Annotated in this window: 15 protein-coding genes; 9 read left to right on the top strand and 6 right to left on the bottom strand. The window is 65.0% G+C overall.

The genetic code is table 11. From position 1 onward, the window contains the following. Nucleotides 1-158: 158 nt before the first annotated feature. Nucleotides 159-1,331, bottom strand: a complete 1,173-nt coding sequence (locus BDOA9_RS13265; protein WP_025034424.1) for an MFS transporter — start codon at nt 1,329-1,331, stop codon at nt 159-161. Nucleotides 1,332-1,384: 53 nt separating this feature from the next. Here BDOA9_RS13265 and BDOA9_RS13260 point away from each other — a divergent pair, with 53 nt between their 5' ends. Further along, nucleotides 1,385-2,224, top strand: coding sequence for an AraC family transcriptional regulator (locus tag BDOA9_RS13260; protein WP_025034423.1), 840 nt, complete (start codon nt 1,385-1,387; stop codon nt 2,222-2,224). 282 nt (nt 2,225-2,506) lie between these two features. Beyond that, nucleotides 2,507-3,859: a malonyl-CoA decarboxylase gene (locus BDOA9_RS13255; RefSeq protein WP_025034422.1), complete on the top strand. Its 1,353-nt coding sequence runs from the start codon at nt 2,507-2,509 to the stop codon at nt 3,857-3,859. A gap of 117 nt (nt 3,860-3,976) precedes the next feature. On the opposite strand, the gene tarD is transcribed toward BDOA9_RS13255, so the two are convergent. From tarD to BDOA9_RS13230, 5 genes are all read right to left on the bottom strand, one after another. Continuing rightward, a complete protein-coding gene (gene tarD / locus BDOA9_RS13250; RefSeq protein WP_025034421.1) occupies nt 3,977-5,146 on the bottom strand; it encodes a D(-)-tartrate dehydratase in 1,170 nt (389 codons plus the stop codon). Between the two features lie 167 nt (nt 5,147-5,313). Then, entirely contained in the window at nt 5,314-5,556 is a 243-nt protein-coding gene (locus BDOA9_RS13245) for a DUF3297 family protein (RefSeq protein ID WP_035688291.1), read from the bottom strand. 11 nt (nt 5,557-5,567) lie between these two features. Further along, complete coding sequence (locus BDOA9_RS13240) at nt 5,568-6,044, bottom strand: glutathione peroxidase (RefSeq protein ID WP_025034419.1); 477 nt, start codon at nt 6,042-6,044, stop codon at nt 5,568-5,570. 2 nt (nt 6,045-6,046) lie between these two features. Next, entirely contained in the window at nt 6,047-7,447 is a 1,401-nt protein-coding gene (locus tag BDOA9_RS13235) for an amidase family protein (protein ID WP_025034418.1), read from the bottom strand. 244 nt (nt 7,448-7,691) lie between these two features. Then, the gene (locus BDOA9_RS13230) at nt 7,692-7,949 is read right to left on the bottom strand and encodes a DUF6894 family protein (protein WP_025034417.1); all 258 of its coding nucleotides are present in this window, start codon (nt 7,947-7,949) and stop codon (nt 7,692-7,694) included. Nucleotides 7,950-8,211: 262 nt separating this feature from the next. Here BDOA9_RS13230 and pqqA point away from each other — a divergent pair, with 262 nt between their 5' ends. The 7 genes from pqqA to BDOA9_RS13195 all read left to right on the top strand — a co-directional run bounded on the left by pqqA (nt 8,212) and on the right by BDOA9_RS13195 (nt 13,295). Beyond that, nucleotides 8,212-8,292 (top strand): pyrroloquinoline quinone precursor peptide PqqA, encoded by an 81-nt coding sequence (gene pqqA / locus BDOA9_RS13225; protein WP_007595659.1) that lies wholly within the window; start codon nt 8,212-8,214, stop codon nt 8,290-8,292. A 129-nt stretch (nt 8,293-8,421) separates the two neighbouring features. Then, entirely contained in the window at nt 8,422-9,351 is a 930-nt protein-coding gene (gene pqqB, locus BDOA9_RS13220) for a pyrroloquinoline quinone biosynthesis protein PqqB (RefSeq protein WP_025034416.1), read from the top strand. Nucleotides 9,352-9,371: 20 nt separating this feature from the next. After that, complete coding sequence (gene pqqC, locus BDOA9_RS13215; protein WP_042336029.1) at nt 9,372-10,127, top strand: pyrroloquinoline-quinone synthase PqqC; 756 nt, start codon at nt 9,372-9,374, stop codon at nt 10,125-10,127. Between the two features lie 11 nt (nt 10,128-10,138). After that, nucleotides 10,139-10,450 carry a pyrroloquinoline quinone biosynthesis peptide chaperone PqqD gene (gene pqqD, locus BDOA9_RS13210; protein ID WP_025034414.1) on the top strand — a complete coding sequence of 104 codons (312 nt, stop codon included), beginning with the start codon at nt 10,139-10,141 and terminating at the stop codon, nt 10,448-10,450. Continuing rightward, a complete protein-coding gene (pqqE, locus tag BDOA9_RS13205; protein ID WP_025034413.1) occupies nt 10,447-11,628 on the top strand; it encodes a pyrroloquinoline quinone biosynthesis protein PqqE in 1,182 nt (393 codons plus the stop codon). Before pqqD ends, pqqE begins: the two co-directional genes overlap by 4 nt. Then, the gene (pip, locus tag BDOA9_RS13200) at nt 11,618-12,604 is read left to right on the top strand and encodes a prolyl aminopeptidase (protein WP_025034412.1); all 987 of its coding nucleotides are present in this window, start codon (nt 11,618-11,620) and stop codon (nt 12,602-12,604) included. Before pqqE ends, pip begins: the two co-directional genes overlap by 11 nt. A 13-nt stretch (nt 12,605-12,617) precedes the next feature. Continuing rightward, nucleotides 12,618-13,295 (top strand): DUF4286 family protein, encoded by a 678-nt coding sequence (locus tag BDOA9_RS13195; protein WP_025034411.1) that lies wholly within the window; start codon nt 12,618-12,620, stop codon nt 13,293-13,295. Nucleotides 13,296-13,603: the final 308 nt, after the last annotated feature.

The following is a 13,603-nucleotide window of genomic DNA, read 5'->3' as shown; positions in this document are numbered from 1 at the left end:
GGCAAAACAGGGGCAGAATGGCATGATGGGCGGCAAGAGCGACGTGCTCTCCCCCCGTCATTGCGAGCGCAGCGAAGCAATCCAGACCGTCTCCGCGGAGGGACTCTGGATTGCTTCGTCGCAAGGGCTCCTCGCAATGACGGTGGAGAGAGTTCGGCTCACGCCGCCTGCGGCGTGCGGATCTCGCGGGGCAGGATCAGCGCGGCGGCGATGGCGAGCAGGCAGAGGGCGGCAAAGGCGTGCAGCATGGTGACGAAGCCGCCCTGCTCGTAGAGCCAGGCGACCAGGCCGACGGAGGCGCCGGCGGCGGTGAAGCCGACGAAATAGCGCACGGCATAGGCGCGCGAGCGCCATTCTTCCGTGGTGTATTTGCCGACCATGGCATCGTTGACAGTGACCTGCCCGAACGCGCCCATGACGATGCCGATCGAGACCAGAATCAGCGGCAGATTGTCCAGGCTGGCGGCGAGGTACAGGAACGGCGCCAGCATGAAGGACAGCGGCAGCGCCACCGTCTTCAGCGAATAGCGGTCGAGCAGCCGGCCGATCGTGTACTGCGTCATCGCGCCGAACACGTAGACGCCGGCCGCGATGACGCCGAGCAGCGCCGGGCTTTTGGTGAGATCGGCAAGGCGCTCGGCGAACAGTTTTGGCAGCGCGACGGTGACGGCGTTGAAGGTCGTTGAGATCGCGATCACCACGATCAGCAGCGCCAGGATCACGCGCCACATGTCCTGCTTGGCCACCCGCGCCTGCGCCGCCGCCTGCCTCGAGCCCTTGCGGTCCTCGTGCACGACCAGCATCGCAAAAGCGATGCCGATCAGCACCGTGACCACGCCGGGAACGATGAAGGCGAAACGCCAGCCGAGATATTGGCCGATCACGCCGGTGACCAGGGCCGACGAGGCCACGCCCAGATTGCCCCAGACGCCGTTGATGCCCATCTCGCGGCCGAGCCGGTCGGCATAGGACACGATCATGGCGGTGCCGACGGGGTGATAGATCGAGGCGAAGATGCCGATCGCGAGCAACGCGGCGCCGAGTTGCATCGGCGTCTGCGCGAAGCCGACCGCGATCATGGAGAGGCCGATGCCGACGAAGAAGATCAGCATCATGTGGCGGCGGCTCCAGCGGTCGCCCAGCCAGCCGGTGAGCAGCGAGCCGGCGCCGAAGGCAACGAAGCCCGGCGTCGCGTAAGGCAACAGTTCCGCATAGGCCATGCCGAGCGCCGGGCCCATGATGATGACAGCGGCGGCGAAGATCAGCATCGCATAATGGTCGATGAAATGGCCGGCGTTGACGAAACCGATGACCCGGCTGGGGCTGTTCATTTCCCGAATCCTCTCCTGCTCCGAAATGAGTTATATGTCGTCCCCATGACGGGATGCCGCCAATGACTGTCTTGAAAAGGCCAATCTTGGAAACGCCAAGCTTGGAAAAGCCGATCCTGCGGGAGGTCCGGAGCAACCACCGCGCGCCCGCGGGCGTGCATCTGGTCGCTCGCGATTATCCCAAGGGGATGCGGATCGATCTGCACATGCACCGCGAGGCCCAGCTGATCTACGCGGCGAAAGGCACGATGCAGGTGACGACGCCAGGGGGACGCTGGCTGGTGCCGCCGGACCGCGCGGTGTGGGTGCCCGCCGGCCTCGAGCACGCCATCGACCTGCTCGCCGACATCGAGATGCGGACTCTGTATTTCGACCTGGCCTGGCTCAAGCGCGAGAAGCGCTATGAGGGATTGACCCGGGAGTTCGTGGTGCGGGTGTCGCCGCTGCTCAATCAGGCCATCCTCGCGCTGTTCGATGGGCGCAGCACCGAGGAGCGCACCGAGCTGCTGGTCCGCCTGGTGATGCTGGAATTGCACCAGGCCGAGGATTCCGCGACCTTCGTGCCGCTGCCGCGGGAAGCGCGCTGCCGCCGCGCTGCGCTGATCGTGCTGGACGACCCCACCGGCCTCTACGACATCGACACGCTGGCGCGCGAGGTCGGAACCTCGGGGCGGACGCTGTCGCGGCTGTTCTCGAGCGAGACGCAGCTGAGCTTCAAGAGCTGGTGCCAGCGCGCGAGGATTGCGGCGGCGATCGAGCGGATCTCGACGGATCCGAGCGTGTCGGTGAAGCAGCTCGCGACCCAGCTCGGCTATGCCAGCGGGCCGGCGTTCTCGGCCGCGTTCCGCCAGGTGACGGGGCGGACGCCAACGGAGTTTGCGGGCAAGGGGTAGCGCCAACTCTCGTCATTGCGAGGAGCCCTTGCGACGAAGCAATCCAGAATCCCTCCTCAGAGGCAGTCTGGATTGCTTCGCTGCGCTCGCAATGACGGTGTGTGAGGCAGGCGCCGCGTTCTCCAAATGCCACTGCCGCTGCCCCCTCCGCCCGACATGCCGCCATTCTCCAAACGCACGGCCCAACGAAAGATGCCGCATTCCCCTAATTGATTGTGATCGGCTTGCGCCCAAATCCCGTGTAAGCTTGCCGCATCGCACAGACCTGATCCGAAAGCCCAGATGGCCAACGCCTTCTTCTCCGACCTGCTTGCCACCATCTCCGAGCGCGGCCGCACGTTGCTTCGCCGGGGGGACGCCGCCGATACCAAACGTGATGCCGATGGATTGCTCGAGCTCTGCGATGCGCTGCTATCGGGCCGGGGCGAAGCCTCGGGCACGGCGATGGCGCGGGAGGTGCTCGACGTCTACCGCGAGCTCGATGCGGCCGGACGCCGCGCCTTCTTCGACGGATTGGTGCGCGATTTCGGCCCCGACCGGGAGCGGCTGTCCAAGGCGATCGAGACATGGCGCGCCGCGCCCAGCGACGAGGACGCAAGCGCGCTGCACTTCGCCTCCGAGCCGCGGCGGCAGGAGCTGATCCGCCGCCTGAACCGCGCGCCCGGCGGCACCGGCGATCTCGTCAACATGCGCGCCGATCTGCTCGGCATGATGAACGGGCACGCCGATCTCGCCGCGCTCGACCGCGACGTCTCGCATCTTCTCTCTTCGTGGTTCAACAGGGGGTTTCTCGTGCTGCGCAGGATCGACTGGTCGACCCCGGCCAACATCCTCGAAAAGATCATCCGGTACGAAGCCGTGCACGAGATCTCCGACTGGGACGATTTGCGCCGCCGCATCGATCCGGTCGACCGCCGCTGCTACGCCTTCTTCCATCCGGCGATGGTGGACGAGCCGCTGATCTTCGTCGAGGTGGCGCTGACCGAGACGATCCCCGGCGCGATCGCGCCGCTGCTGGCCGTCGATCGCCAGCACCTTCCCATCGAGAAGGCACGCACCGCCGTGTTCTATTCGATCTCCAACACCCAGCGCGGCCTGGGCGGCATCTCCTTCGGCAGCTTCCTGATCAAGCAGGTGGTGGAAGAGCTGCGCCGCGAGCTGCCCAAGCTCGACAGCTTCGTGACGCTGTCGCCGGTGCCCGGCTTCATGGCCTGGGTGAAGCAGGACAAGGACCTGCCGCTCTCGGACGAGGATCGCGAAACGCTCAAGCGCCTCGACGATCCCAGATGGTTCGAGAGCCCCGAGACGGCGGCGCTGCTGCGCGCCGTGCTGGAGCCGCTCGCGGCGCATTATTTCCTCAAGGCGCGCACGCCGAAGGGCCGGCTGATCGATTCCGTCGCCCGCTTCCATCTCGGCAACGGCGCGCGGCTGGAGCGCATCAACTGGCTCGGCGACCTCTCGCCCAAGGGACTACGCGAGTCCGCCGGCATCATGGTCAACTACCTCTACCGCCTCGACGACATCGAGAAGAACCACGAAGCCTATGCCAATGACGGCGAGGTCGTGGCGTCGAGCGCCGTGAAGAAGCTGCTGAAGGGCGAAGGGCGGCGGCTGCTGGATATGCGGCTGTCGTAAGGAGCCCACCGTCATTGCGAGGAGCCCTTGCGACGAAGCAATCCAGACTGTCTCCGCGGAGGGATTCTGGATTGCTTCGCTGCGCTCGCAATGACGGAGTGTGGGGCGACGATCGGGCTACTCCGCCAGCGCCTTCATCTCCTTGTAGAGGTCGGACTTGCCTTCGAAGCCGATGCCGGGGAGATCGGGCATGGTGATGTGGCCGCTCTCGACGCGGACGCCGTCGGGGAAGCCGCCATAGGGCTGGAACAGGTCGGGGTAGCTCTCGTTGCCACCTAACCCAAGACCGGCGGCGATGTTCAGCGACATCTGGTGGCCGCCGTGGGGGATGCAGCGGCTCGGCGACCAGCCGTGGGTCTTCAGCACCTGAAGCGTGCGCTGGTATTCGCACAGGCCATAGGACAGCGCGCAGTCGAATTGCAGCCAGTCGCGATCGGGGCGCATGCCGCCGTAACGGATCAAATTGCGGGCGTCCTGGTGGCTGAACAGGTTCTCGCCGGTCGCCATCGGACCCGGATAGAACTCGGCGAGCGCGGCTTGCAGCGCGTAGTCGAGGGGATCGCCGGCTTCCTCATACCAGAACAAGGGATAATCGCGCAGCATCTTGGCGTAGGCGATGGCGGTCTCCAGGTCGAAGCGGCCGTTGGCGTCGACGGCGAGCTGCGCGTCCTTGCCGATCTCCTTCAGCACCGCCTCGATGCGGGTGCGGTCCTCGGCGATATCCGCGCCACCGATCTTCATCTTGACGACGTTGTAGCCGCGATCGAGATAGCCGCGCATCTCGGCGCGCAGCATCGAGAGATCCTTGCCGGGGTAATAGTAACCGCCGGCGGCGTAGACGAAGACGCGCGGATTGGCGGTGAGGCCGTGGCGTTCGGCGAGCAAGCGGAACAGCGGTAGACCTGCGATCTTCGCCACCGCGTCCCACACCGCCATGTCGATGGTGCCGACCGCGACCGAGCGCTCGCCATGGCCGCCCGGCTTCTCGTTGGTCATCATCGCGGCCCAGACCTTGTCGGGATCGAGATTGTCGCCGGATGCGTTCAGCAGCGACTTCGGATCGGCCTCCGTGATGCGCGCGGCGAAGCGCTCGCGGATCAGGCCGCCCTGCCCGTAGCGGCCGTTGGAGTTGAAGCCGTAGCCGACGACGCGCTTGCCGTCGCGCACCACGTCGGTGACGACGGCAACGAGGCTGGTCGTCATCTTCGTGAAGTCGATATAGGCGTTGCGGATCGGCGAGGAGATCGGTTTTGTAATCTCGCGGACGTCGACGATGCGGACGGACATGTGGGTGGCTTTCGGTGGTTGTCGTCGTCATTGCGAGGAGCGAAGCGACCAAGCAATCCAGACTGCCGCAGCGGAAAGATTCTGGATTGCTTCGTCGCAAGGGCTCCTCGCAAAGACGAGGAGAGAGTGTGCGCTCCTCGCAATGACGAGGAGCGACGCGCGCTCAGCTATTTCTTGTCCCTGAAATACGGCTCGACCGGACCGTGCACCTTGATGGTCAGCGGGTTGCCGTAGCGGTCCTTGGCGTTGCCTGCGGCGACGCGGACCCAGCCTTCGCTGATGCAGTACTCCTCGACATTGGTCTTCTCGATGCCCTTGAAGCGGATGCCGACGTCGCGCGACAGGATGTCCGCGTTGTAATAGGGGCTGTTCGGGTCGACCGACAGGCGGTCCGGGAATTCGTCGCTCATGATTGTCTCGCTCACAACAATGTTTCGATCTGGTTGCGCAATCCTTCGGGCCGGGCGGTCGGCGCGTAACGCGCGACCACCTTGCCGGCACGGTCCACCAGGAATTTGGTGAAATTCCATTTGATGGAAGCCCCTAGCAGGCCGGATTGCTGGTGTTTGAGGTACTCGTACAGAGGATGCGCCTTCGGCCCGTTGACGTCGATCTTCGCGAACAGGGGAAAGGTGACGTCGTAATGGGTCGAACAAAACTCCTGGATCTCGCTCGCCTGTCCCGGTTCCTGCGCGCCGAACTGGTTGCAGGGAAAGCCGAGCACCGAGAAGCCGCGTGACGAGAGGTCGCGATAGAGATCCTCGAGGCCGCGATATTGCGGCGTGAAGCCGCATTTGCTCGCAGTGTTGACGATCAAGAGCACCTGCCCCTCGAAACGCCGCAGGGCGACCTCCTCGCCGGCCAGCGAGTTGGCCTTGAAGTCGTAGATGGCGGTCATCGCTAGCCCACGGGATCGATCGGCGACGGCGGCACGCCGCCGGCCTCGATCGCCTCGCCCGCGAGCAGGCAGAGATCCTCGCGATAGCGGCCGGAGACGATGTGTACGCCGACCGGCGCCTTGCCGACGAGACCGGTGGAGACGACGAGACCCGGCAGGCCCATGAAGGGAATCGCGATCTGCGGCAGCTGCGCTTCCCAGACGCGCTTGAAGGAGTCCTCGTCCTTGCAGTCGAGATGATCGGGGAACGGCAGTTCGCCGGAGACCGGCGTCAGCAGCACGGCGTATTTTTCGAAGAACGACATCCAGTCGCGGGTCAGCGTGGCGCGTCGGGTCAGCGCCTTGGCGTAGTTGGCCTGGTCCATCGGCGTAACCCTGGCGCGGTTGCCGCGCAGGCAGGCCAGCGCGCCGGGATCGCCCTCGCGCTCGGCCATCTCCAGCTGCGCCTCATAGCCGTCGCCGAGCCAGAGCTTGATTTGCCATTCCACCGCCTCGCGCATCGGCGGCGTGTCCTCGATCACATCGACGGTCCAGCCGGCGCGCTCCAGCCGCTTGCCGGCATCGCTCACCGCCGCCTTCACCTCCGGCGCGGTGGCAAGCCCGCCCGGATTGAGGCAGAGCGCGGCGCGCTTGTCCCGTGTCGGGCCTTGCAGCGGCACCGGCACGAACCAGGGATCGCGGATGTCGCGGGCCGACATCGCTTCGAGCGAAATCCTGAGATCGTTGACGGTGCGCGCCAGCGGGCCCGACACCGCCATGATCTGCGGCCCGATCGGCCGCTCCGGCAGCGCCGGGTTGAAGGCGGGAATGCGGCCGAGCGTCGGGCGCAGGCCGTGCACGCCGCAGGCATAGGCGGGATAGCGGATCGAGCCGGCGATGTCGGTGCCGTGGGCGATGTGGCCGATACCGGCCGCGACCGCCGAGCCGGCGCCGCCGGAGGAGCCGCCCGGCGTCAGCGAGGGGTCGCGGGGGTTCTTGGTGTCGCCATGGACCAGATTGGTGGTGAACCAGCGATAGGAGAAGGCCGGGCAATTGGTGCGGCCGAGCAGGATGGCGCCCGATTTGCGGAAATTGGCGACGACCGGATTGTCCTCGCGCGCGATCAGGTCGCGCTGCAGCTTGAGGCCGTTGGTGGTGGCAAAGCCTTCCTGGTCGACATTGGCCTTGATGGTGACGGGCACGCCGGCGAGGACGCCGGGATTCTCGCCCCGGCTAATTGCGGCATCGACGGCATCGGCCTGCTTGAGCACGTCCTCGGGCCGGTGGTCGATCACCGCGTTGAGCTGGGGATTGACGGCATCGAGCCGCGCGAGGCCGGCCTTGGCGGCCTCCCTGGCGGACACCTTTTTGGACCTGACGAGGGTGGCGAGGTCGGCGGCCGACAGGCGCCAGAGATCTTGCATGGCTTGCTCCGTATGACCGGCGTCTTTTAGCGCCGGGAACGGGGCAAAGCCATGCGGATTTCGCGGGGGTGAAGGGCGGGTTTGGCGCCGGTGGTTCTCCGTCTTTGCGAGGAGCCCTTGCGACGAAGCAATCCAGACTGCCTCCGGGGAGGGATTCTGGATTGCTTCGCGGAGCCTGTCATCGGGCCGCGCTTCGCGCGGACCCGTTGGCTCGCAATGACGTGGAGAGAGTTGGGGAGGCCCCCTAATGCCTCGTCGCGGACTGGTCCGGCATGTCGAGCAGCGCCTCGGTGAAGGGAAACTCCAGCACGATCTCGCCGTCGGAATCGGTGACCTCGATGACCGCCTCCAGCAGCGCCGGCTGGGTTCCTTCCGACTTCACGACCTCGAGGATCATCTGGCGCGCGACCTCCCAGGCGCGATCGGGATTGCGCAGGTCCTCGCCGTCAGGATCCACGATCAGTTCGTCGCCAATGCGGGTGTTGAAGAAATATCTGGGCATGCCTGATCCAATGGGGTCGTCTGTCGCCGATGAGAAGCCGGTCCATACTCACAACTGGTTTATCCCGACAGGGATCACGACCTATCGGCAATTTTGCGTATCTGATCCGCTCATCTTTGCGGCCGCAATACGCCATCTTTGCAGTGCAACAATTCCCGCAGCCTACTACCTAGGTCGGGAAAATTTCACTGGCGAAGTTCTCCGCCCGCACTAATTTATCTGCGGGCGGATACGTCCGAATTTTCGAAGAATGGAGAGCCAAATGGCCTGGAAAGCCCCGAAGATCGTCGAAGTGCCCTGCGGCATGGAAATCAACATGTATGTGAGCGCCACCCGCAAGTAAGCGGCTGGCGGAAACGCGTTCTGCGCAGGTGGTTCTTGGTCACGATACGTTTCGGGCAGACAGAAGCCTTGTCTGAAACTTGTCTCGGCCTGAGATCCACCTCGCCAATTCGCCTCCAGGAGACGGATCATGCTTCGCGTCGTCGTCCTGGGCGCCGGGGCCGGCGGCGGAGTTCCGCAGTGGAATTGCGGCTGCGAAGGCTGCCGCGCGGCTCGTGCGAATGGACATGAGCTCTTTCGAACTCAGGCCTCGGTCGCCTTCAGCGGCGACGGCGAGCACTGGTTCCTGATCAACGCCTCCCCCGATCTTCGCCAGCAATTGAATGCTACGCCGCAGCTGCACCCCAAGGCGGGCGCGCTGCGCCACACGCCGGTTGCGGGCGTGATCCTGACCAACAGCGAAGTCGATGCCGTCGCGGGCCTGCTGTCGATGCGCGAAGGCTCGCCGTTTACGGTCTATGCGCACGAGAAGGTGCTGGCGATCCTCAGCACCAACAGCATCTTCGATGTTCTGAACGAGAAGAACGTGCGGCGCCAGCCGATCGCGATCCGCGAGCCGTTCGAGCCGCGGCTGCCCGACGGCACCCGCTCCGGCCTGGAGGTGCTGCCCTTTGCCGTGCCGGGCAAGTCGGCCTGGTATCTCGAAGGCAAGGTGCATCCCGGCGGCGAGAGCGGCGACGGCGACACGCTGGGCCTGAAGATCACCGACAAGGCCACGGGCAAGTTCTTCTATTTCATCGCGGCCTGCGCCGAGGTGACCGATACGCTGAAGGCCGAGATCGACGGCGCGTCGCTGGTGTTCTTCGACGGCACGGTCTGGCGCGACGACGAGATGATCAGGGCCGGGCTCGGCCACAAGACCGGCAAGAGCATGGGCCATGTCGCGATGTCCGGCGAGGACGGCGCCATCGCGCGGCTGGCCGACCTCAATATCGACAGGAAGCTGTTTCTGCATATCAATAATTCGAATCCGGCGCTTCTGCCCGGCTCGCCCGAGCGCAAGATCACTGAGGAGGCGGGCTGGCAGATCCCCGCGGACGGAACGGAGATCGTGCTGTGACGACCGCATCACTGACTGGAATGACCGCACTCTCGATCGGCAAGGATTTGAGGCTCAACTCGGCCGAGGAGCTGGAGGCGACGCTGCGCCACATCGGCGCCACGCGCTATCACAGCCTGCATCCGTTCCATAAGCTGCTGCATGGCGGCAAGCTGAACAAGGGCCAGGTGCAGGCCTGGGCGCTGAACCGCTACTATTACCAGAGCACGATCCCGATCAAGGATGCGGTGGTGATCTCGCGCTTCCGCGACCGCGCCACGCGCCTGGAATGGCGCCATCGCATCGAAGACCATGATGGCGACGTCGGCAGCGAGGGCGGCATCGAGCGCTGGATCAAGCTGACCGAAGGCCTCGGCCTCGACACCGCTTACGTCGAATCCACCGAAGGCATTTTGCCGGCGACGCGCTTCGCGGTGGAAGCCTACGTCCATTACTGCCGTGAGAAGAGCCCGCTGGAGGCGATCGCCTCCTCGCTCACCGAGCTGTTCGCGCCGAGCATCCATGAAGAGCGCATCGCCGGCATGTTGCAGCATTACGACTTCGTCAACCCCGACACCATGAGCTACTTCAAGCGCCGCCTGACCCAGGCGCCGCGCGATGCGAATTTCGCGCTGGACTATGTCAAGAGGCACGCCACGACGCCGGAGCAGCGCGCGCAGGTCTGCAATGCGCTGATCTTCAAGACCAACGTGTTATGGGTGCAGCTGGATGCGCTCCAGCACGCCTATGTCGAGGGTCACATTCCGCCGGGCGCGTTCGTGCCCAAAGCGAGTTAAGAGGAAGATCGATGGCCGGGCCGCGGAATATCAGCGTCAGCGAGGCAAGCCGCCCCGTGCTGCCGCGGCATGCCAAGCTCAGATATGACGAAACGCGAAAAGTCTGGGTGATCCTGGCGCCGGAGCGCGTGCTGGCGCCGGACGAGATCGCGGTCGAGGTCTTGCAGCTCTGCAACGGCGAGCGCAATGTCGGCGACGTCGCCGATCAGCTTGCCGCAAAGTACGCCGCGCCGCGCGAGGCGATCCTGGCCGACGTCATCGCCATGCTGCAGGATCTCGCCGACAAGGGCTTTCTCACCGAGATCAGGGAGAAGACGTCATGAGCGACGTGACCATCCCGCCCAGCGACAGCCTCGCGGTGCTGGAGAAGCAGCGCTCGACGGCGGAGACGTTCGGCATCCCGCTCGCGGTGCTGCTCGAGATCACCCATCGCTGCCCGCTGCAATGCCCCTATTGCTCCAATCCGGTCGAGCTCGACCGTTCGGCTAAGGAACTGACCACGGACGAGTGGAAGAAGGTGCTGAGCGAGCTCGCCGAGATCGGCGTGCTCCAGGTGCATTTCTCCGGCGGCGAGCCGACCGCGCGCAAGGACCTCGTCGAGCTGGTCAAGCATGCGAGCGACACCGGGCTCTATACCAACCTGATCACCTCGGCCGTGCTGCTGACGCGCGAGAAGCTCAGCGATCTCGCGGATGCCGGGCTCTGCCATGTGCAGATCTCGTTCCAGGGCATCGAGGAAGGGCTCGCCGATCGCGTTGCCGGCTACAAGGGCGGCCACCGCAAGAAGCTCGAAGTGGCGAAATGGACGCGCGAGCTCGACCTGCCGCTCACCGTGAACGCAGTGATGCACCGGCAGAACCTGCACCAGCTGCCCGACATCATCCAGATGGCGCTCGATCTCGATGCCGACCGGCTCGAGGTCGCCAATGTCCAGTATTACGGCTGGGCCCTGAAGAACCGCGCGGCGCTGATGCCGACCGTGGCGCAGCTCGACGAATGCACCCGCCTTGTCGAGGAGGCGCGCGAGCGGCTGAAGGGCCGGCTGACGATCGACTATGTCGTGCCTGATTATTACGCGCTGCGGCCGAAGAAATGCATGGGCGGCTGGGGCCGGCAGTTCTTCAACATCTCGCCCGCCGGCAGGGTGCTGCCCTGCCATGCGGCCGAGAGCATCACCGGGCTCGACTTCTTGTCGGTGCGCTCCAACCATTCGATCGCCTGGATCTGGCAGAATTCGGAGGCCTTCAACCGCTATCGCGGCACCGGCTGGATGAAGGAGCCGTGCAAGTCTTGCGAATTCCGCGAGATCGATTTCGGCGGCTGCCGCTGCCAGGCCTTCGCGCTGACCGGGGACGCCGCCAACACCGACCCGGCCTGCGCGCTGTCGCCGCTGCACGAGACCATCTTCAAGCAGGCGGAAGCCGAGGCCGAGGGCGAGACCAGCCGCTTCCTCTATCGCAATTTTGCCGGCGGCACCCTGGAACCCGAGAATGACGCCTGACGCCGACGCGGGCACAGCGGCCAAACGCACCGATCCCTTTGCGCCGCTGACCTCCGGCATGCTCGCCGTCGGCGACGGCCATGAGCTGTATGTCGAGAGCGTCGGCCGCAGCGACGGCATCCCCGCGGTCTATCTGCACGGCGGGCCCGGCAGCGGCTGCCAACCCGACCATCGCCGCTTGTTCGATCCCGACCGTTTCTGCGCCGTGCTGTTCGACCAGCGCGGCTGCGGCCGCAGCCGGCCCAAGGGATCGCGCGCGCACAACACCACCGCGCATCTGACCGCGGACATGGAGGCGATCCGCGAAAAGTTCGGCTTCGAGCGCTGGATGGTGGTCGGCGGCTCCTGGGGCGCGACGCTGGCGCTGGCTTACGCCGAGGCGCATCCCGAGCGCGTCTCGGGCATTGCGCTGCGTGCGACGTTTCTCGGCACGCGAGCGGAGGTCGAGACTGCCTTCATCTCGCGCCTGTCGCAATTCCATCCGGCGCTGTACGAGGATTTCCTCAGCGTGCTGCCCCTAGAAGAGCGCGAGCGACCGGTGGATGCCTATTGGCGCCGCATCCTCGATGCCGACCCTGCCGTGCATGGCCCGGCGGTGAAGGCCTGGCACGACACCGAGCGCACCTTGTCCGAGCACAAGCCGGCACGGACGCGGCTCGACCTGGCCGCACTGAACGTCTGGCGCACATTGCCGGCGACGCCTTTCATGGAAGCGCATTATTTCGTCAACGACAGCTTCATGACAGAGAACCAGCTGATGCAGAATGCGGGCAGACTCGCCGGCGTTCCCGGCATTATCGTGCAAGGTCGCTATGATTTGCTGTGTCCTCCCGCGACATCCCAGGCCCTTGCGAAAGTCTGGACCGGTTCCGAGCTTCGCATCGTGGAAGAAGCCGGGCATTCGCTCTATGATGGCGGCGTGAGGGATGCGGTCATGAAGTCGATCGCGGACCTCGCGTCGAGGATCGGGCGATGAGAGGACAAGAACAATGCCGCTCGCCGGAAAGGGCATGCTGCTGACGTCGATGAACATCGACGCTTCGGACGAGGCCGATTTCAACCGCTGGTACGATCGCGAGCATCTGGAAGAGCGCGTCGCGATCGATGGATTCCTCGAAGCGCGGCGCTATGTCGCGCATGCCGCCAATCCCAAATATCTCTCGCTGTACTCGACCGCGACGTTAGAGGTGCTCGACAGTCCCGCCTACAAGGCGCGGCTCGCGAACCCGACCGACTGGTCGCGGCAGACCATGGCGCGCTTCAAGGACATGCTGCGCGTCGTCGCACGCATCACCATCAGCAATGGCACCGGGCGCGGCACTGTGCTCGGCATGGTGCGGCTGCGGCCGACGCCCGACAATGCGGCGGCCTGGCGTGATGCACTGCAAGACAGGCTGAGGCCCGAAACGCACGACGGCATCATCTCGATGCACCTGCTCGAAAGCGAGCCCGAATTGTCGGGCGCAACGGCGGGCATTCCAGCGATGCGCAACGAAGGTGCGCGCGACTGGTTCGTGCTGATCGACGGCACGCATGTCGGCGCAGTCTCGGCCGTGATCGCCGAGCGCTTCACCGGCCCGGCTGCGGCGCCCTTCCCTCTCCCTGTTTCCGTCGGCACTTACTGCCTGATGTGGGACCTCGCGAAGTGCGATATCGCGCAGGGGTGACCAGGGAAATTGCTGCGCTGCCGCTAACACCGTCATTGCGAGCGCAGCGAAGCAATCCAGAATCTTCCCGCGGAGGCAGTCTGGATTGCTTCGTCGCAAGTGCTCCTCGCAATGACGGGATAGAGCAGATGTTGCGCCGCACGCAGCATTAATGCTGTCTGCGCTTGGCTCCCATGAAACAGGTGAAGCGCGCAAATTTGCCGTTGTACTTCGGAACGGTTCTAATAAGCTAACCCAATGACGTCATTCAGAAACCAGATCGAAGCGCGTTAAGCGCTCGCCAAGCTCGACAAACAAGCTCTAACAAA

This window comes from Bradyrhizobium sp. DOA9, assembly GCF_000617845.2.
Lineage (GTDB): Bacteria > Pseudomonadota > Alphaproteobacteria > Rhizobiales > Xanthobacteraceae > Bradyrhizobium.
The sequence above is the reverse complement of the archived record's forward strand: the minus strand, read 5'-3'. Positions and strand labels throughout refer to the sequence as shown.

Excerpts from the sequence above, each read along its gene's own strand:
- BDOA9_RS13260 (WP_025034423.1), top strand. The coding sequence starts at position 1,385 with ATGCCGCCAATGACTGTCTTGAAAAGGCCAATCTTGGAAACGCCAAGC.
- pqqB (WP_025034416.1), top strand. The coding sequence starts at position 8,422 with ATGCTTCGCGTCGTCGTCCTGGGCGCCGGGGCCGGCGGCGGAGTTCCG.
- BDOA9_RS13230 (WP_025034417.1), bottom strand. The coding sequence starts at position 7,949 with ATGCCCAGATATTTCTTCAACACCCGCATTGGCGACGAACTGATCGTG.
- BDOA9_RS13245 (WP_035688291.1), bottom strand. The coding sequence starts at position 5,556 with ATGAGCGACGAATTCCCGGACCGCCTGTCGGTCGACCCGAACAGCCCC.
- pqqC (WP_042336029.1), top strand. The coding sequence starts at position 9,372 with ATGACCGCACTCTCGATCGGCAAGGATTTGAGGCTCAACTCGGCCGAG.
- pqqA (WP_007595659.1), top strand. The coding sequence starts at position 8,212 with ATGGCCTGGAAAGCCCCGAAGATCGTCGAAGTGCCCTGCGGCATGGAA.
- BDOA9_RS13235 (WP_025034418.1), bottom strand. The coding sequence starts at position 7,447 with ATGCAAGATCTCTGGCGCCTGTCGGCCGCCGACCTCGCCACCCTCGTC.
- BDOA9_RS13195 (WP_025034411.1), top strand. The coding sequence starts at position 12,618 with ATGCCGCTCGCCGGAAAGGGCATGCTGCTGACGTCGATGAACATCGAC.
- BDOA9_RS13255 (WP_025034422.1), top strand. The coding sequence starts at position 2,507 with ATGGCCAACGCCTTCTTCTCCGACCTGCTTGCCACCATCTCCGAGCGC.
- pip (WP_025034412.1), top strand. The coding sequence starts at position 11,618 with ATGACGCCTGACGCCGACGCGGGCACAGCGGCCAAACGCACCGATCCC.
- BDOA9_RS13265 (WP_025034424.1), bottom strand. The coding sequence starts at position 1,331 with ATGAACAGCCCCAGCCGGGTCATCGGTTTCGTCAACGCCGGCCATTTC.
- pqqD (WP_025034414.1), top strand. The coding sequence starts at position 10,139 with ATGGCCGGGCCGCGGAATATCAGCGTCAGCGAGGCAAGCCGCCCCGTG.
- pqqE (WP_025034413.1), top strand. The coding sequence starts at position 10,447 with ATGAGCGACGTGACCATCCCGCCCAGCGACAGCCTCGCGGTGCTGGAG.
- tarD (WP_025034421.1), bottom strand. The coding sequence starts at position 5,146 with ATGTCCGTCCGCATCGTCGACGTCCGCGAGATTACAAAACCGATCTCC.
- BDOA9_RS13240 (WP_025034419.1), bottom strand. The coding sequence starts at position 6,044 with ATGACCGCCATCTACGACTTCAAGGCCAACTCGCTGGCCGGCGAGGAG.